This is a genomic window from Mangrovibacter yixingensis (assembly GCF_020523985.1).
GTDB lineage: Bacteria > Pseudomonadota > Gammaproteobacteria > Enterobacterales > Enterobacteriaceae > Mangrovibacter > Mangrovibacter yixingensis.
Genome location: NZ_JAIVKM010000001.1, coordinates 1,735,906 through 1,753,201 on the forward strand (window position 1 = coordinate 1,735,906; position 17,296 = coordinate 1,753,201).

Below are 17,296 nucleotides of genomic sequence, written 5' to 3' on the forward strand. Positions count from 1 at the left end.
TCAGTCAACGGAGTAATAAATGTCCAGACGGCTACGTAGAACCAAAATTGTCACCACGTTAGGCCCAGCAACTGATCGCGATAATAACCTTGAGAAAGTTATCGCTGCAGGTGCTAACGTTGTGCGCATGAACTTCTCCCATGGCTCCGCAGAAGATCACCAGATGCGTGCAGATAAAGTGCGCGAAATTGCTGCCAAGCTGGGGCGTCATGTGGCTATTCTCGGCGACCTTCAGGGCCCCAAAATTCGTGTATCCACCTTCAAAGAAGGCAAAGTATTTCTAAACATCGGCGAAAAGTTCCTGCTTGATGCTAACCTGGGTAAAGGTGAAGGCGACAAAGAACAAGTTGGTATTGACTACAAAGGGTTACCGGCTGACGTTGTTCCCGGCGATATCCTGTTACTTGACGATGGCCGTGTTCAGTTAAAAGTGCTGGAAGTTCAGGGGATGAAAGTGTTTACCGAAGTGACTGTCGGTGGCCCCCTATCTAACAACAAAGGTATTAACAAACTCGGTGGTGGGTTATCTGCCGAGGCACTGACTGAGAAAGACAAAGCTGACATTATTACTGCCGCTAAAATTGGCGTTGATTATCTGGCGGTGTCATTTCCTCGTTGTGGTGAAGACCTCAATTATGCTCGTCGCCTGGCACGTGACGCAGGCTGTGAAGCGAAGATTTGCGCTAAAGTTGAACGTGCAGAAGCGGTAGCAACAGAAGAAGCAATGGATGACATCATTATGGCGTCCGACGTGGTGATGGTTGCGCGTGGTGATCTGGGTGTTGAAATTGGTGATCCGGAGCTGGTAGGTATTCAGAAAACCCTGATTCGCCGTGCCCGCAAGCTCAACCGCGCAGTGATAACTGCCACACAGATGATGGAATCGATGATAACTAACCCGATGCCAACTCGTGCGGAAGTCATGGACGTGGCTAACGCAGTGCTTGATGGTACCGATGCCGTTATGCTGTCAGCGGAAACTGCTGCTGGTCAGTACCCAGCAGAAACTGTTGCGGCTATGGCTCGCGTGTGTGTCGGCGCAGAAAAAATCCCCAGCATTAATGTTTCCAAACACCGCCTTGATGTTCAGTTTGAAAATGTTGAAGAAGCCATTGCAATGTCTGCCATGTATGCAGCAAACCATCTTAGAGGTGTGACCGCTATCATTACGATGACAGAATCAGGCCGGACTGCACTGATGACCTCACGTATCAGCTCTGGTTTGCCCATTTTCGCCATGTCTCGCCATGAGCGTACTTTAAACCTTACCGCACTTTACCGTGGTGTCACCCCGGTGCATTTTGACAGCGAGCTTGATGGTGTATCTGCTGCAAACGATGCAGTAAACCTGTTGCGGGATAAAGGCTACCTGATGTCAGGTGACCTGGTTATCGTCACTCAGGGTGATGTAATGAGTACCGTCGGCACAACGAATACTACGCGGATTCTGACTGTCGAATAATTTCTTGATTACTCGTTAACAAACACAAGGGGCCTGTTGGCCCCTTTAATTTTTCTGGCAAAGAATTGCTTGTGGCTTCCCCTAATGCTAAAAACCGATATGCATGATCACTTGCCCCGCGGGAACAACTCTTTACGCCGGTAGGGTTCTGTTTCACCGGGTTTGCGTGTTTTCAGCAGTTTTAATATCCATGTGTATTGCTCAGGGTTTGGTCCAACTAATTTTTCCACCTCGTTATTCATGCGCCGCGCAATTGTGATGTCATCGGCCTCACGCAAGTCATCCATTGGTGGACGCAGGTAAATATCCAGCTTGTGGGTTTGTGCGTTATAAACTGGGAACATAGGGACTACTCGCGCACGGCATACCTTCATCAAACGCCCGATTGCGGGTAATGTTGCTTTATAGGTACCAAAGAAGTCCACAAATTCACTTTGTTCAGGCCCGTGATCTTCATCAGGTAGGTAATACCCCCAATAGCCCTGGCGCACTGAACTGATAAAAGGTTTTATGCCGTCATTACGCGCATGCAAGCGCCCACCGAAATGGCGCCTGACAGTGTTCCAGGCATAATCAAATACCGGGTTACCCTGATTATGAAACATTGCAGCCATGTCATTGCCTTGTGCGGCAAGCACCATCGCAGGAATATCTACAGCCCACCCATGAGGCACCAGAAAAATAACATTTTCCTTGTTAGCGCGTAATTCATCCAGAATTTCTGCATGGTGCCACTTGACACGTTTTTTCACATGTTCCGGGCCACGCAGTGCTAATTCAGCCATTAGGACCATCGACTGTGGTGCAGTAGCAAACATTCGGTCAATAATCGTTTCACGCTCTGTTTCTGGCATATCTGGAAAGCAGTAGAACAAATTGATGCGTGCGCGGCGGCGCGCACCACCCGCGAGTTTTCCGGCTTTGGTTCCTATGAGCCCCAAGAAAGGGTCACGCAGCCTGGGCGGTATCAGCGCCAAAACAGCAAATGCCCCCACCCCCAACCATGCTCCCCAATAGCGCGGGTGCAGAAATGTACGGTTAAATTCAGGGATATACTCACTATTCGTTTTTTTGCTCATTTCCATGCCGTTATCAGCCAGTCCTCAATATTACTTATATTTTAGCGGGCTAAATCTACCAGATAAAAGAAAAGCCGGCACTTTTTAAGTGCCGGCTTACTGATGGGTAAACAACTTAATCGAGGATTAATTGCGGTTTTACTTCACGAACCTGCGCCAAATAAGCCCTGCGTTCTGAACCTGTAAGCCCTTCGGTACGTGGTAGTTTTGCAGTCAGCGGGTTAACAGCCTGCTGGTTAATCCAAACTTCGAAATGTAAGTGAGGCCCGGTGGAACGCCCTGTATTACCAGAAAGTGCAATACGCTCACCGCGCTTCACTTTGTCGCCGGGTTTCACCAGCAGTTTTTTCAGGTGCATATAACGCGTTGTATATGTGCGGCCATGGCGAATAGCAATGTAGTTGCCTGCTGCACCATCATGTTTAGCAACAATCACTTCGCCATCCCCCACAGATAACACTGGTGTTCCCTGCGGCATTGCGAAATCCACACCACGGTGTGGAGCTATTCGCCCGGTTACTGGATTCAAACGACGGGGGTTAAAGTTTGATGATACCCGGAACTGGCGGCTGGTTGGAAACCTTAAGAACCCTTTGGCCAGACCATTACCATTCTGGTCATAGAATTTCCCATCATCTGCACGGATAGCGAAGTAATCTTTACCACCGGTTTTCAAACGCACACCTAATAAATGGCTTTGGGCGCGTTTCCCATCCAACTGTTCACGTGAGATTAAAGCTGAGAATTCATCTCCTGCTTTCAATTTACGGAAGTCCATTTGCCACTGAAGCGCTTTCACCACATCGTTAACTTCATTACCGCTAAGGCCTGCAGCCCTTGCGCTGGCAACAAAACTCCCGGTAACTTTTCCTTTGATAACCCGGTTAACCCATTCGCCTTGCTGTACTTCAACATTGCGCTTGAAACCGTTATCCGTGCGGTCATAGACACGTGTTTCGCGCCGCGAAACGTCCCATGACAATTGCTGTAGGTTGCCATCGGGGGTAAGTGTCCAGGAAAGTTGCTGACCAATTTTGAGGTTGCCGAGGTCCTTATCGGTACGGGTTAGCTGGCTGATTTCTCCCATATCAATACCATATTGATTAAGGATACTACTCAGCGTATCACCCGTAGAAACGACATAGTCCTGAACACCATTAGTTGATGCTGTATCATCACTACCATCCTGTGTGGATGTATCTTCAGGTGGTAAGGCAACATCCATATCATCTTGCGATGTTTGATCAATCGGCTCGCTGGCCTCAGGCATCAGGGTATGAGCGGGCTTATCAGTGTGGAGATCCAATGCCTTAACAACAGGCGTTGCATCAGGATGGTAAACATAGGGCCGCCACACGGCGACCGACAAAGTGAGTACTGTCAAGGACCCCAGCAAAACTCGATGGGGTCTGGGCAAGCTGTTAAACGCCATAGCGACAGAGCGGGCTATCTGTTGCACGTACAAAAATCCTCGTTAATCTCCTTTCAGGCAGCTCGTGTACTGATGAGACAAATGGGTTAAAAACTGCATATAGCTGTCTTTACCCAATGCGATACCACTTCCTAACGGGTCCAGGGTCCCAATGCGCACCCCCGTACCACGGGCAACGGCCTCGACAACGGCTGGTCTGAATTGTGGCTCAGCAAAAACACATGTCGCTTTTTGCTCAACCAACGTTGTTCTAATGTTATGTAAACGCTGTGCACCCGGTTGAATTTCAGGGTTTACGGTAAAGTGCCCGAGAGATGTCAGACCGTATTGTTTTTCAAAATAGCCATAGGCATCGTGAAAAACAAAATACCCTTTAGTTTTCAACGGTGACAGCTCGTCTGCAATCTGCTTATCCGTGCGGGCTAATTCTGCCTCAAATTGCTGCAGGTTTGCGTCTAGTTTGGCTTTATTATTCGGCATAAGTTCCACTAATTTATCGTGAATTGCAACCGCTGCCAGTTTTGATATCTCAGGTGAAAGCCAGATGTGCATGTTATATTCACCATGATGGTGATCATCATCACTATTTTTGTCATGATGCGCCCCTTCTTCATGCCCATGCTCATGGTCATGATCGTCGTCGTCATCACCTTTCATGAGTAACGGTTTCACTGCTGCCAGAGTGGATAATGCAATGTTTTTATCACCCGCCTGTTGGGCGACAGGCTTCTGCATAAAAGCCTCCATATCGGGGCCAACCCATATTACTAAATCGCTGTTTTTTAATTTAATTATATCACCGGGTTTCAATGCGTAGTCGTGCGCAGATGCCCCGTCAGGGAGTAAGACATCAGTTTTTGTTACGCCATCAGCAATGGCTGACGCGATAAAGCCCAATGGTTTAATTGAGGTGACAATGTCAGCCTTAGCCATTACAGTAGAGCCTGCCCAAAGCGCCACTGTAAAGCTTGCGCAAAGAAGTGTCTTTTTATGTAACATAATGCGATTATCCATCATAAATTCAGCGAAGTTTGTGATATTATAACATTCGTTAACTTCTGCAACGTTTAAATCCATGAACAATCTTGTCTCACTGGAAAATGTGTCGGTGTCTTTTGGCCAACGGCGTGTTTTATCAGATATTTCATTTTCTCTTCAGCCTGGTAGAATCCTCACATTATTGGGGCCAAACGGTGCCGGCAAATCAACACTGGTGCGTGTTGTATTAGGCCTGGTAGCCCCAGATGAAGGGAAAATCAACCGCGACCGCGGATTACGCATTGGCTATGTGCCACAAAAACTCCAGCTTGATGCCACGCTTCCTCTCACAGTAAGCCGTTTCTTGCGTTTACGCCCCGGTGTAAAAAAAGCAGACTTGCTCCCTGCCCTTAAGCGGGTTAATGCAGCTCACCTGCTTGAAGCGCCAATGCAAAAATTGTCCGGCGGGGAAAACCAGCGTGTTCTGCTGGCAAGAGCGCTGATGAATTCTCCCCAGTTGTTGGTACTTGATGAACCCACCCAGGGCGTAGATGTCAATGGGCAACTGGCGCTCTATAATCTGATTGATCAGTTACGTAAAGAGCTGGATTGTGCTGTTTTGATGGTCTCCCATGACCTCCATTTGGTTATGGCAAAAACAGACGATGTACTGTGTCTGAACCATCATATCTGTTGCTCCGGTACGCCAGAAAGTGTGTCAACGCACCCTGAATTTAAAGCTATGTTTGGCCCGACAGGTGCTGAACAACTTGCTGTATATCGCCACCATCATAATCACCGACATGATTTACGCGGTCGCATTGTTTTACGCAAAGGGAATGGCGCTTAATGATAGATATTCTTTTACCCGGTTGGATTGCGGGCATATTGCTGGCATGTGCTGCCGGGCCACTTGGTTCCTTTGTTGTCTGGCGCAGGATGTCTTATTTCGGCGACACACTGGCCCACGCATCTTTACTTGGGGTGGCGTTTGGGTTATTGCTCAATGTCAGCCCATTCTACGCAGTCATTGCCGTTACACTGGTTCTTGCAGCTGGTTTGGTCTGGCTGGAAAAACGCCAGCATCTGGCAGTTGATACACTACTGGGTATCCTCGCTCACAGTGCGCTGTCGTTAGGCCTGGTGGTGGTCAGCCTGATGGCAAATGTCCGGGTCGATTTAATGGCCTACCTGTTTGGTGATTTATTGGCGGTTACCCCAACAGATTTAGTGACAATTGCCCTTGGCGTGTGTGTCGTTATTGGGCTACTCTGCTGGCAGTGGCGCAACTTACTGGCAATGACCATAAGCCCCGATTTGGCATTTGTCGACGGTGTGCGAATACAGCGGGTAAAACTGATGCTAATGCTGGTTACCGCACTGACAATTGGTGTATCCATGAAATTCGTCGGTGCCTTAATCATCACATCTCTGTTAATAATTCCAGCAGCGACTGGCCGCCGTTTTGCACGTACACCAGAGCAAATGGCTGGGTATGCCGTACTGGTGGGCATTCTGGCTGTTACAGGCGGGCTGGCGTTCTCAGCTTTTTATGACACACCGGCAGGGCCTTCTGTTGTGTTATGTGCAGCCACGCTGTTCATGCTAAGTATGATGAAAAAAACGGTTGTCTGAACCCGTAATCAGTTAACAATGAGCCCCTGCCATGTATTACCCTGGCAGGGGCTCATTTTTTCTAACCATTACACATGGAACTTGCACACACTCACGAACAATCAGGCATTATCTGGCGGCGTAATACCAAAATGCTGCCAGGCGCGATTTGTTGCCATACGCCCACGCGGTGTACGCTGAATAAACCCTTGCTGAATCAAATAAGGTTCAAGCACGTCCTCAATCGTTTCGCGCTCTTCACCAATCGCTGCGGCCAGGTTATCCAGCCCGACCGGGCCACCCATAAATTTGTCGATAATCGCCAGCAGTAATTTACGGTCCATATAGTCAAAACCCTGGACATCGACATTCAACATATCCAAAGCCTGGCTGGCAACATCAGCGCTAATCACCCCATTATGACGCACTTCCGCGTAATCTCTGACCCGGCGCAATAACCGGTTGGCGATGCGGGGTGTTCCACGCGCCCGGCGAGCCAGTTCCAGTGCTGCATCCGCTGCCATATCCAGCCCCATAAACCCGGCACTGCGAGCGACAATATGTTGCAGATCATTTACCTGATAAAACTCCAGGCGCTGCACTATCCCAAAACGGTCACGTAATGGCGAAGTCAGGGAACCGGCCCGCGTGGTTGCCCCCACCAGCGTAAAGGGTGGTAAATCAATCTTGATTGAACGCGCGGCTGGCCCCTCACCTATCATGATATCGAGCTGGTAGTCTTCCATAGCAGGATACAGAACTTCTTCCACCACCGGAGAAAGGCGGTGAATTTCATCAATAAACAATACATCATTAGGTTCAAGATTGGTGAGCATTGCCGCCAGGTCACCCGCTTTTTCAAGTACAGGCCCGGAAGTGGTACGTAAATTCACGCCCATCTCATTTGCCACAATATTTGCAAGTGTGGTTTTCCCAAGACCTGGCGGGCCGAAAATGAGCAGATGGTCGAGCGCATCACCACGTAAACGAGCCGCTTCAATAAATATTTCCATCTGCTTACGGACTTCAGGCTGCCCAACATATTCCTGTAACATTTTAGGGCGAATAGCCCTGTCGATGTTATCTTCCGGGCCCTGGTTGTCTGGGGAAACCAGACGGTCGGCTTCAATCATTGTTTACCTCACAGCACTGCGCGCAATGCTTCACGAATCAGTGTTTCACTGTTTGCACCTGATGCTGCCACTTTCGATACCATACGGCTAGCTTCTTGAGGCTTATAACCCAGTGCGACCAGTGCAGCGACTGCTTCTGCTTCCGCGTCATCCACTGCGGCACTCGCAGGCGCACTCAGAACCAAATCAGCCGCGGGTGTAAACAGATCACCGTGCATTCCTTTAAAGCGGTCTTTCATTTCAACGACCAGGCGTTCTGCTGTTTTTTTACCAATACCCGGAAGCTTCACTAGTGAAGCAGGCTCTTCCCGTTCAACAGCATTCACAAACTGCTGTGCCGACATCCCCGATAAAATAGCCAGCGCCAGTTTGGGCCCCACACCATTTACTTTGATTAACTCACGAAACAGTGTGCGCTCCTGCTTATTATTGAACCCGAACAACAGTTGCGCATCTTCTCTTACCACAAAGTGCGTAAACACCACCGCTTCTTTACCTACTTCGGGCAGCTCATAGAAACAAGTCATCGGCATGTGGATTTCGTAACCCACACCACCTGTCTCAAGCAATACCTGAGGTGGTTGCTTTTCCAGCACAATCCCTCTGAGTCGGCCTATCACACTTTGCTCCTGATATTTATTGGACGGAAAAAACTGTACCTATAATATAAAAAAGGCTGGATAAATATCCAGCCAAATTTATCGTAACCTGCCTCTGGCCAGGTTAAGGCGTGCGGACCCGGCCTGAACAGCATTTTGGCTGATGTGGCAATGCGTGATGGCGATAGCCAGAGCATCGGCCGCATCCGCCTGCGGGTTAGAAGGAAGGTTGAGCAACCTGCGCACCATGTGTTGGACCTGCGCTTTCTCAGCACTACCAATCCCTGTTACCGTTTGTTTGACTTGCCTTGCGGCATATTCAAACACAGGTAAATCATGGTTAACAGCAGCAACAATAGCCACACCACGAGCCTGCCCCAGTTTTAAAGCTGAATCGGCGTTTTTAGCCATGAAAACTTGCTCAATGGCGAAATAATCCGGTGCAAACTGAGTAATGATTTCGCTGACCCCGGCATAAATCAACTTCAACCGTGACGGGAGGTCAGTTACCTGGGTACGAATACATCCACTGCCCAGGTAGCTTAGTTTCCGCCCCGTCTGCCGTATTACACCGTAGCCGGTAATTCGAGAGCCTGGATCAATACCCAGAATAATGGACATCTCCCGCCTCCGGCATATGGCGCGTTGGTGCAATAATCAAAGGGTCGCCGCGACTTCGTCGGAGATCTCACCGTTATGGTAGACTTCCTGTACATCATCGCAGTCTTCCAGCATATCGATAAGGCGCAGCAATTTCGGTGCTGTATCTGCATCCATATCTGCTTTGGTTGACGGGATCATGGATACTTCCGCTGCATCTGCTTTCAGGCCCGCCGCTTCCAGCGCGTCACGTACAGCGCCCATTTCCTCCCAGGCGGTGTAAACATCGACAGCACCGTCATCGTACGCCACAACATCTTCAGCACCCGCTTCTAACGCGGCTTCCATAATGGTGTCTTCATCACCCGCGTCAAAAGAGATAACCCCTTTTTTACTGAACAGGTAGGCAACAGAACCATCAGTACCCAGATTACCACCGGTTTTAGTGAAAGCATGACGCACCTCGGCAACCGTACGGTTACGGTTATCACTCAGGCATTCAACCATCACAGCCGTACCACCAGGGCCGTAACCTTCATAAATGATGGTTTCCATGTTTGCGTCATCATCGCCACCCACACCACGCTGAATCGCACGGTTCAGTGTGTCGCGCGTCATGTTGTTTGCCAATGCTTTATCAATAGCAGCACGCAAACGCGGGTTAGACCCCGGATCGCCGCCACCCAAACGGGCAGCCGTAACCAGCTCGCGAATAATTTTGGTAAAAATTTTACCGCGTTTGGCATCCTGTGCCGCTTTGCGGTGCTTCGTGTTGGCCCATTTACTATGACCTGCCATAACTTTCTCCAAAAACGCCTTATTCAGGCGGCATCGATTACAAACTCTTCAATCGCTTGCCGGTTACTCCACGACTTAGTGAGTACCGCTGCATCTGCCGCACTTACCCATTTCCAGTCCAGATGTTCTGAAATCACAACAGACCGTTCATGAGGAAGCGCGAGGCAGAACCAGGACTCTACATTGCGCACAATACCCGGGGCATAGCGATGACGTAAATGTGTAAATATTTCAAACTCCACACGCCGCTGGCAGTCGATCAAGGCCAGATGCTCACTAACAACATCAATGGCGACCTCTTCCTTTACTTCGCGAAGTGCGGCATCCACGGCGCTTTCCCCCTCTTCCAGGCTGCCAGTCACAGACTGCCAGAATGTGGGGTCATCACGCCGTTGTAACATTAACACCCGGCCAGTGTCCTGGGCATAGATCACCACCAGGATAGAGACAGGCCGTTTAAATGCCATGTTACTTATTCTCCTGCACGTTTTTTTTCACCACTTGCAAGCTTAACTCTTCCAGTGCGGTCGGGTTAGCGAAGCTTGGCGCCTCAGTCATCAGGCAAGCTGCAGCTGTGGTTTTCGGGAACGCGATAACATCACGAATATTTTCTGTACCCGTCAGCAACATGGTCAGGCGATCCAGGCCAAATGCCAGGCCGGCATGCGGAGGCGTACCAAATTTCAGGGCATCCAACAGGAAGCCAAATTTTTCGCGCTGTTCATGCTCATTAATGCCCAAAATGCCGAATACAGTCTGTTGCATTTCCCCATTATGAATACGCACAGAACCGCCACCCACTTCGTAGCCGTTAATAACCATATCGTAGGCATTAGCAATCGCAGTTTCCGGAGCGGCTTTCAGCTCAGTCGGAGACATATCACGCGGTGAAGTAAACGGGTGATGCATAGCAGCCAGACCACCTTCGCCGTCTTCTTCAAACATGGGGAAGTCGATAACCCATAGCGGGGCCCAGGCTTTGTCATCGGTAATTTGCAGGTCTTTACCTACTTTAAGACGCAGTGCGCCCATGGCATCAGATACTGTCCGGGCTTTATCTGCGCCGAAGAAAATCATATCGCCATCCTGTGCACCGGTACGGGCCAGAATTGATTCAATAATTTCTGCCGTTAAGAATTTGGCAACCGGGCTGTTGATACCCTCAAGGCCAGCATCACGCTGGTTAACTTTAATATAGGCCAGGCCTTTAGCACCGTAGATCTCAACAAATTTGCCGTATTCATCAATTTGTTTACGAGTGAGGTGTGCGCCACCAGGAACACGCAATGCTGCAACGCGGCCTTTGGCATCATTTGCTGGGCCTGCGAACACTTTGAATTCAACAGATTTTACCAGGTCCGCAACATCAACCAGTTCCATTGGGTTACGTAAATCTGGCTTATCAGAGCCATAGCGCTTGTCGGCTTCAGCAAAAGTCATCACCGGGAAGTCACCCAGGTCAACCCCTTTGATGTCCAGCCATAACTGACGGATCATCGCTTCCATTATTTCCCGCACTTGCTCTGCAGACAGGAAGGATGTTTCGACATCGATTTGGGTAAATTCGGGCTGGCGATCGGCACGCAAGTCTTCGTCGCGGAAACATTTTACGATTTGATAGTAGCGATCGAAACCAGACATCATCAGAAGCTGTTTGAACAACTGAGGTGACTGCGGCAATGCGTAAAACTTGCCTTTATGAACACGGCTGGGTACCAGGTAATCTCGCGCCCCTTCTGGGGTGGCTTTGGTCAGCATGGGGGTTTCGATATCCAAAAACCCATGCTCATCCATAAACCGGCGCACAAAACTGGTGATTTTAGCGCGGGTTTTCAAGCGCTGAGCCATTTCCGGGCGACGTAAATCCAGATAGCGGTATTTCAGACGTGCTTCTTCAGTATTGACCTGATTGGAGTCCAGCGGAAGCGGTTCTGAGCGGTTGATGATATTCAGGTCCGTGGCGAACACTTCTACTTCGCCAGTTGCCATATCACGGTTTACGTTCTTTTCATCACGCGCACGAACAACACCCGTTACCTGAATGCAGAACTCATTACGCAGTTCAGCCGCGGCACTAAAAGCCTGCTGGCGATCCGGGTCGAAGAAAACCTGCACGATGCCTTCACGGTCGCGCATATCAATAAAAATAAGACTACCGAGATCACGACGGCGATTAACCCAACCACACAGTGTTACCTGCTGCCCAACATGGGACAGATTGAGCTGCCCACAATAATGTGTACGCATGAGATATCCCTTAACTTCGCTGCGCCGATACCGCTTTTCAATTAGAGAAAAACGCCCCGCAGCGTTGGCTGAAAGCCACAACTGGATGAAAAAAGGCGGCTATTATACTGGAAATTCCGCCTGCCGATAAGCCCATCGCACCCTGGCTGATTGTTTGCTGTGCACGAGCTTACGTATACAGGCAATATTTAACAAAAATAACGTGCCGGGTAACAGCATTAACACTCAAGATGTCATTCTTTGTAACTTTTGCCACAACCCGGTACCCTGTATAAATATGCATGTCCGTTTGCCAGATTAAGCAGGTGTTAAACAGTTATGCTGTATATTGGTTTGCCCCAGTGGTCACATCCTAAGTGGCGGCAATGGGGTATTACATCACTGGAAGAGTATGCGCGCTATTTCAACTGTGTTGAAGGCAACACCACGCTGTATGCTGTTCCTTCTGCAGAAACAGTCATGCGCTGGCGGGCAATGAGCCACGATGATTTTCGTTTCTGTTTTAAGTTCCCTGCAACCATTAGCCACCAGGCAGCATTGCGCGATTGTGCAAGTTTGACACAAGCGTTTTTACAGCGGATGGACCCACTTGCAGAGCGGGTCGCGCAATACTGGCTGCAACTCCCTGCCGCGTTTTCTCCCCAGGATTTACCCGCACTATGGGCGTTTCTTGGCACCTTACCGCAAGGCTTCAACTGGGGTGTTGAAGTTCGCCACCCGGCATTTTTCGAAAAAGGTGAGGCCGAACGGCTGCTAAACCAGGGGCTGCATGCACGCGGCATAAACCGGGTAATTCTGAAGAGACCTTTCTATTGATACACTCATAGGAGGGATTTTGGAGGTAGGAGTTTCGCTTCAGAGAAGCTCAAGGTATTACTTATTTCTATCCTTCCATACACGGTAAATAGCTGCACATATGCCACTAATAAGGCACATGAGCTGTTCTCTCACACCAGGCATGTAGTAATCATTAATCTTCATTGGTTGCCCTATTGCTGGTGGCTTTAGAGATGCTTCTCAGGAGGTCACTGGTCACCATTCCAAGATAGTATCCACCGCAAAATGTGGACAAACAAAGGAACACTGGGGAGTGTGATAAAAGGAATAAATGAATATGTTCGAACATTATATTTTACCTGTTGAGTTACTTAATTTTATTGGCGTTACCGCCCATTGATGTGTAGACACTTTTTGCTAAACGTTCAGAGGCTTGGCTATAGATAATTTTCCCACCTGATACGTTAGCTGACAGATTACATCTAGCCATTGCTGTCTTAGCCTGTGTGAGCTTGTCACCTGTGAAACCTTCGTAATCGTTAGCGGCTATTGCAGCAAAATATGAGCATGCACTATTACTTACTGTTGCAGAGGTTGTGGCTGTACCCACACTTTTCTGTTGAGTAACTGCACCATCCTTGGTTGTTGATACAGAGCCTGAAGAGTTAACACTTGCAGTTGTCTGTCCAATCTGAACAACAAAATCAGCATTCTGGAAGGTGAGAGACACTTTTAGGCCATTCGAAATACTGGCGTCTTTGTTAGCTTCAAACGTTGTGCAGACTGTATTCTGAAGGCTTATTCCATCGTCACATAGGACAGTAAGAATCTGTCTCTGTTTACGCCAAGTCTGGAGAGTATTTATAAAGTCCTCTACAACAGTAGTGTCAAGTGTTGTTATCAGAGTACCTAAATAGTCAACAACGACAACACCATTTATAGTAATCTGGTCAGGGACTTCCTGAACATTATCAGTTATTGTCTGTCCAGACTGTACTGGTTGAGTTGTTACCTGCATGGTGCTGGTATATTTCATATCAGTTGTTGCTGAGAGTGAGAGAATCACCGACATATCATCCTTGATATGAAAGAATATTTTGTCTGCTGATGATGCTTGTAGTAGTGACATTGTTATTTACCTTGCTGGCTAGGATGCCATCCTGCGTTATCACCTTGAGATTCCCATGATGAACGTCCGAAGTTACTGTTATTCATAATTATGTTTTCAAACTGATTCTGAGCTTCAAACTGTAATGGGATAGTGAATTTTTGAATCTGACCATCAATATCCAGGTTCAGTGGTATGGTCACCTCACCAGAAATTTTAGGGATAATGTTTACCTGTTTATTTTCAGGTGGAATGGTGATTGTTCTTGTTAACCAATCAGGTAGCTTTCCAGCATCTTTAAGTGATTCGAAAAGGTTTGGTCTGTTCTGATTCTCCTGAACATGCTTCATGAAACCGGGCATATCACTTTGAATATCATTGAGTCTGCTGTGGAGCATCCATCCCAGAATTGCTGTAGGGAGTAGGTTTATTTTGCTGAGTAGGCCTCCTGCTGCACCTTCGGCAACCTCTGCACCTGCTGTAGCTGCACCTTTAGGGATTGGTTTTCTTATCAGTTTGCCACCTGCACCTATTGCTAAGTCCTTGGCAATCTGTAGACCTTTCATTGCTGCTACTGCTTCTGCAAATCCCAGAACTGCATCACCTATCTCTTTGAATGCTTTCTGGACGGGGTCAGGTAATGTGGAGAAGAACTGTTCCCATTTGATTTCAAGGAGTGAAATTGCGCCATTTGCATTCAGCACCAAAGTGCTAATACCATCAATCGTCTGGGAGATACGGTTCATGGCGTCACCCAGAACCATACCGAACACCTGAGCATCATCACCGGAGATGTTAAGGAATGTTGAGAGGCTGTTCAGTAGTGACTGGAACCCTTTATCAAACCCTCTGAAGAATTTTTCTTGGTTATCCTGTACGGCATTGTGGAATCTACCCTGTGCTGCTAATACGTTCTGTTGAGCTTTGATTGCTGCGCCAGATTCACTGTTCAGCTTTTCCATGGCCTGAACCATAAGCTGGGTAAATTGTGCCCCAGACATTGATAAGGCTTTTTGTTTCAGAGCCCTGACATCGTCAACATGCATCACCTGTTCGAGTTGCTTGATTAGAGCTGGGCTGGCATTCACTACTTGGAGCCAGTCTTGCCCCATAAGGTGGGCTGAACCTGCAATCTGTTGCATAGCATAATTCAAGCGGCCTAGTGCATCATTTGTCATACCTGTCTGGTGGGCAAATACACTTTCAGTTTCTAATAGCTTTGGAATATCACTGTTTGAGAATATTTTCTCTGGCATGGTCATTCTAAGCTGTGCTGCTTGCTGCTGTGCCTGAGTTTTATCCACACCATATTTGTTAGCATAGGTGTTCACTTGCTGAGTTATTTCAGGTGCTTGCTTAGCGTAGGCAGTTTCTAGCATTACTTTTGCCTGTTGACGTTCTGCACCCACCTTTACAGCGTCTGAAAAGTATTGGATAGCCTGACTTGCAGCATATAATCCAGTGACGAGTTTACCAAACCCTGAGATGGGACTGTTTACACTATCACCAAGTTGCTGGGCTTTTTGTCTGGCGAATGCTTCAGCTCTACCCATCTGACTGAATTCATAAGAAAGTTTTTGGACATTTCTTCTGAACTGAGCAACATCTGTACCAGCATTATTGAACAATGATGTTAAACGTTTTGTATATTCCTGTGCTCGTTCAGGTGTACGAATCTGCATGTTACCGAAGAAGGCTGATTGCTGTGCTCTGGTGTAGATATCATTAATTCTTGTAGCTGGTGGAATGGAGGGGCGTCCAACTTTAGGTGGAGTGCTGGTCACTGGAAGAGCAGAGAAGCCTTTAAACTTAAGAGCATTTTGCAGATTGCGTTGAATAATCTGTCCAGCTCTTGCACTTTGCTGTTCGAGTTCTGAGAATGTACTTGCACCGTTGGCTTTCATATTGAATGCTCGAGCCATTTCCTTTTGGATATGGTTAGCCGCAGTGGTGGCCTGTCTTTCAATACGTGCAAACATATTGCCTGTTTTCTCTGCGCCAGAGAGTCTGTTAAATGCTTGGTTGAATCTCTTTTCAATTCTTTCAGCGGCATTATTTACTTTCTTTTCAACGTTTGTGAGACCGCTGAGAATCTTTTCTGAGAAACCAAGTTCTACGACAAACTCATCAACCTTATACTTTGCCATTATTTATAATTCCTAATACTAAAAAGCCCCCATCTGTGTATATGTCACAGTGGAGGCCTTATTAATTGTTTATTTACTATTGTGATTAACTCATCAGAGCATCAATCTGGGCTTTGAAGCCACCCTTGAGGGAATTATAAGATTTCATCACATGAGTCTTTAATTCTTTAATCTGTTCGAGACGTGCTGTGTAGTGATTAGCGTCACGTTGATATTCACGATTGAGTTCACGTTCGGCAATTTCTGATGCTTTTTCCATTAGCTCGACATGTGTCAGTTTAGTATGGATGATTAAAACTTTAATTCCAAGTGTTCCTTGGTCAATTAGTTTGATATCAAGGATTCTGTCACCTGAGGCTGAGAGATTATTAATATGTTCTGTTTGAGTAAGCTTACTGCATTCTAGTAGGTGTACACCGGGAATACGTGTTGCATTATTCGCCAGAATGTCTCTTGCTTTCTCTGTGATAGTGATTTCAGAAACTGGGAGAGGCTCTTTTAGCTTATCCAGCTTAAGCATCGCTTCACTAATCACACGGTAGCCTACTTCTTCAATACGTTGCTGTTGAATTGTTGGGCTGGTGGTTTGAGGGTAATTATTTAGGGCTGCTTCAAATAATTGGATATATTCGTTGTTCATTCAATGTTCTTCTTCTCTGTGTAGGGTATTTACTAATTCAGTGTGATAGCTGCTTGTACATTTTGGGTATTCATCATGAAGGTATCATTTGCCATCATCATTAATGTTTCGCTGTAACGTTGCTTTGCTTGGTTGAAAATTATTGCTGTGCATTCGAAGATATCTTCAACAGGACAGAGATTATTGTCACACAAGACCTGTCCGATGCGGTCGATAAGGATGCTGGGGTTGTCGTACATCTCACGATAGACAGCTTCTAAACTTGCATGAGCGATATCAACGGTTAAGTCACCATCACTGTTTACGAATACTTGGATTTCATCACGCATTAGAAAGCCCTCTGTGAGTTCAGTGCTACGTGTCTTGCTGCTTCCTGTTCAAGGGCACGTTTCAGCGCTTCAGACTGCTGAGTGCTCATCACGGTAGATTGTTGCTGGTGGGAGTAGCTCACTGTGTTATCAACCTTACGTGATTCTTTCTTCTTCTGGGACTTGTTCTGTTGAGCATTGAACCAACCATCATTGAAGCCCACGGTATAATCATTTTTAGATTTCTGGTCAGTGGCTTGTTTATATAATGATGCAGGGTCTTTAGGTTTCTTATCACCAGATTCAAATGCTTTAACTCCAGCTTTAAATCCGCGTAGCTCGTGTATTGATTGGGTTTGGTTTGACATTATTTA

The 17,296-nt window shown here is 47.5% G+C and carries 17 protein-coding genes and 1 pseudogene; 4 read left to right on the forward strand and 14 right to left on the reverse strand.

Going from position 1 to position 17,296, the window contains the following annotated elements; translation table 11 throughout:
- The first annotated feature begins 19 nt into the window (after window positions 1-19).
- A complete protein-coding gene (gene pyk / locus LC084_RS08030) occupies window positions 20-1,462 on the forward strand; it encodes a pyruvate kinase (RefSeq protein WP_226570647.1) in 1,443 nt (480 codons plus the stop codon).
- Window positions 1,463-1,569: 107 nt separating this feature from the next.
- Here pyk and lpxM read toward each other — a convergent pair whose 3' ends face one another.
- The 3 genes from lpxM to znuA all read right to left on the reverse strand — a co-directional run bounded on the left by lpxM (window position 1,570) and on the right by znuA (window position 4,972).
- On the reverse strand, window positions 1,570-2,547 hold the full coding sequence (gene lpxM, locus LC084_RS08035) for a lauroyl-Kdo(2)-lipid IV(A) myristoyltransferase (protein ID WP_226570648.1): 978 nt from the start codon (window positions 2,545-2,547) through the stop codon (window positions 1,570-1,572).
- A 109-nt stretch (window positions 2,548-2,656) separates the two neighbouring features.
- On the reverse strand, window positions 2,657-4,000 hold the full coding sequence (mepM, locus tag LC084_RS08040) for a murein DD-endopeptidase MepM (RefSeq protein ID WP_226570649.1): 1,344 nt from the start codon (window positions 3,998-4,000) through the stop codon (window positions 2,657-2,659).
- A 15-nt stretch (window positions 4,001-4,015) separates the two neighbouring features.
- A complete protein-coding gene (gene znuA, locus LC084_RS08045) occupies window positions 4,016-4,972 on the reverse strand; it encodes a zinc ABC transporter substrate-binding protein ZnuA (RefSeq protein WP_226571178.1) in 957 nt (318 codons plus the stop codon).
- Window positions 4,973-5,048: 76 nt separating this feature from the next.
- Between znuA and znuC the strand changes: the two genes are divergently transcribed.
- Window positions 5,049-5,801 (forward strand): zinc ABC transporter ATP-binding protein ZnuC, encoded by a 753-nt coding sequence (znuC, locus tag LC084_RS08050; RefSeq protein WP_226570650.1) that lies wholly within the window; start codon window positions 5,049-5,051, stop codon window positions 5,799-5,801.
- Window positions 5,801-6,586 (forward strand): zinc ABC transporter permease subunit ZnuB, encoded by a 786-nt coding sequence (znuB, locus tag LC084_RS08055; RefSeq protein ID WP_226570651.1) that lies wholly within the window; start codon window positions 5,801-5,803, stop codon window positions 6,584-6,586. Before znuC ends, znuB begins: the two co-directional genes overlap by 1 nt.
- 101 nt (window positions 6,587-6,687) lie before the next feature.
- Here znuB and ruvB read toward each other — a convergent pair whose 3' ends face one another.
- The 6 genes from ruvB to aspS all read right to left on the reverse strand — a co-directional run bounded on the left by ruvB (window position 6,688) and on the right by aspS (window position 11,942).
- Window positions 6,688-7,698 carry a Holliday junction branch migration DNA helicase RuvB gene (ruvB, locus tag LC084_RS08060; protein WP_226570652.1) on the reverse strand — a complete coding sequence of 337 codons (1,011 nt, stop codon included), beginning with the start codon at window positions 7,696-7,698 and terminating at the stop codon, window positions 6,688-6,690.
- Between the two features lie 8 nt (window positions 7,699-7,706).
- Window positions 7,707-8,318, reverse strand: a complete 612-nt coding sequence (ruvA, locus tag LC084_RS08065; protein WP_226570653.1) for a Holliday junction branch migration protein RuvA — start codon at window positions 8,316-8,318, stop codon at window positions 7,707-7,709.
- Between the two features lie 78 nt (window positions 8,319-8,396).
- Window positions 8,397-8,918: a crossover junction endodeoxyribonuclease RuvC gene (gene ruvC / locus LC084_RS08070; protein ID WP_226570654.1), complete on the reverse strand. Its 522-nt coding sequence runs from the start codon at window positions 8,916-8,918 to the stop codon at window positions 8,397-8,399.
- A 36-nt stretch (window positions 8,919-8,954) separates the two neighbouring features.
- Window positions 8,955-9,695, reverse strand: a complete 741-nt coding sequence (locus tag LC084_RS08075) for a YebC/PmpR family DNA-binding transcriptional regulator (RefSeq protein WP_226570655.1) — start codon at window positions 9,693-9,695, stop codon at window positions 8,955-8,957.
- A 23-nt stretch (window positions 9,696-9,718) separates the two neighbouring features.
- Complete coding sequence (gene nudB / locus LC084_RS08080) at window positions 9,719-10,162, reverse strand: dihydroneopterin triphosphate diphosphatase (protein WP_226570656.1); 444 nt, start codon at window positions 10,160-10,162, stop codon at window positions 9,719-9,721.
- Window position 10,163: 1 nt separating this feature from the next.
- Window positions 10,164-11,942: an aspartate--tRNA ligase gene (gene aspS, locus LC084_RS08085; RefSeq protein WP_226570657.1), complete on the reverse strand. Its 1,779-nt coding sequence runs from the start codon at window positions 11,940-11,942 to the stop codon at window positions 10,164-10,166.
- Window positions 11,943-12,260: 318 nt separating this feature from the next.
- Between aspS and LC084_RS08090 the strand changes: the two are divergent.
- A pseudogene (locus LC084_RS08090) lies at window positions 12,261-12,755 on the forward strand (DUF72 domain-containing protein); the annotation flags it as partial.
- Between the two features lie 331 nt (window positions 12,756-13,086).
- Here the strand turns inward: LC084_RS08090 and LC084_RS08095 are convergent.
- From LC084_RS08095 to LC084_RS08115, 5 genes are all read right to left on the reverse strand, one after another.
- Complete coding sequence (locus LC084_RS08095) at window positions 13,087-13,848, reverse strand: phage baseplate protein (protein ID WP_226570658.1); 762 nt, start codon at window positions 13,846-13,848, stop codon at window positions 13,087-13,089.
- A gap of 2 nt (window positions 13,849-13,850) precedes the next feature.
- Window positions 13,851-15,974, reverse strand: coding sequence for a hypothetical protein (locus LC084_RS08100; protein WP_226570659.1), 2,124 nt, complete (start codon window positions 15,972-15,974; stop codon window positions 13,851-13,853).
- 85 nt (window positions 15,975-16,059) lie between these two features.
- Window positions 16,060-16,614, reverse strand: a complete 555-nt coding sequence (locus tag LC084_RS08105; RefSeq protein WP_226570660.1) for a hypothetical protein — start codon at window positions 16,612-16,614, stop codon at window positions 16,060-16,062.
- A 32-nt stretch (window positions 16,615-16,646) separates the two neighbouring features.
- Window positions 16,647-16,943, reverse strand: coding sequence for a hypothetical protein (locus LC084_RS08110; protein ID WP_226570661.1), 297 nt, complete (start codon window positions 16,941-16,943; stop codon window positions 16,647-16,649).
- Window positions 16,943-17,290: a hypothetical protein gene (locus LC084_RS08115; RefSeq protein ID WP_226570662.1), complete on the reverse strand. Its 348-nt coding sequence runs from the start codon at window positions 17,288-17,290 to the stop codon at window positions 16,943-16,945. Before LC084_RS08115 ends, LC084_RS08110 begins: the two co-directional genes overlap by 1 nt.
- Between the last annotated feature and the right edge of the window lie 6 nt (window positions 17,291-17,296).

Excerpts from the sequence above, each read along its gene's own strand:
- pyk (WP_226570647.1), top strand. The coding sequence starts at position 20 with ATGTCCAGACGGCTACGTAGAACCAAAATTGTCACCACGTTAGGCCCA.
- lpxM (WP_226570648.1), bottom strand. The coding sequence starts at position 2,547 with ATGGAAATGAGCAAAAAAACGAATAGTGAGTATATCCCTGAATTTAAC.
- znuA (WP_226571178.1), bottom strand. The coding sequence starts at position 4,972 with ATGTTACATAAAAAGACACTTCTTTGCGCAAGCTTTACAGTGGCGCTT.
- znuC (WP_226570650.1), top strand. The coding sequence starts at position 5,049 with ATGAACAATCTTGTCTCACTGGAAAATGTGTCGGTGTCTTTTGGCCAA.
- znuB (WP_226570651.1), top strand. The coding sequence starts at position 5,801 with ATGATAGATATTCTTTTACCCGGTTGGATTGCGGGCATATTGCTGGCA.
- ruvB (WP_226570652.1), bottom strand. The coding sequence starts at position 7,698 with ATGATTGAAGCCGACCGTCTGGTTTCCCCAGACAACCAGGGCCCGGAA.
- ruvC (WP_226570654.1), bottom strand. The coding sequence starts at position 8,918 with ATGTCCATTATTCTGGGTATTGATCCAGGCTCTCGAATTACCGGCTAC.
- LC084_RS08075 (WP_226570655.1), bottom strand. The coding sequence starts at position 9,695 with ATGGCAGGTCATAGTAAATGGGCCAACACGAAGCACCGCAAAGCGGCA.
- nudB (WP_226570656.1), bottom strand. The coding sequence starts at position 10,162 with ATGGCATTTAAACGGCCTGTCTCTATCCTGGTGGTGATCTATGCCCAG.
- aspS (WP_226570657.1), bottom strand. The coding sequence starts at position 11,942 with ATGCGTACACATTATTGTGGGCAGCTCAATCTGTCCCATGTTGGGCAG.
- LC084_RS08095 (WP_226570658.1), bottom strand. The coding sequence starts at position 13,848 with ATGTCACTACTACAAGCATCATCAGCAGACAAAATATTCTTTCATATC.
- LC084_RS08100 (WP_226570659.1), bottom strand. The coding sequence starts at position 15,974 with ATGGCAAAGTATAAGGTTGATGAGTTTGTCGTAGAACTTGGTTTCTCA.
- LC084_RS08105 (WP_226570660.1), bottom strand. The coding sequence starts at position 16,614 with ATGAACAACGAATATATCCAATTATTTGAAGCAGCCCTAAATAATTAC.
- LC084_RS08110 (WP_226570661.1), bottom strand. The coding sequence starts at position 16,943 with ATGCGTGATGAAATCCAAGTATTCGTAAACAGTGATGGTGACTTAACC.
- LC084_RS08115 (WP_226570662.1), bottom strand. The coding sequence starts at position 17,290 with ATGTCAAACCAAACCCAATCAATACACGAGCTACGCGGATTTAAAGCT.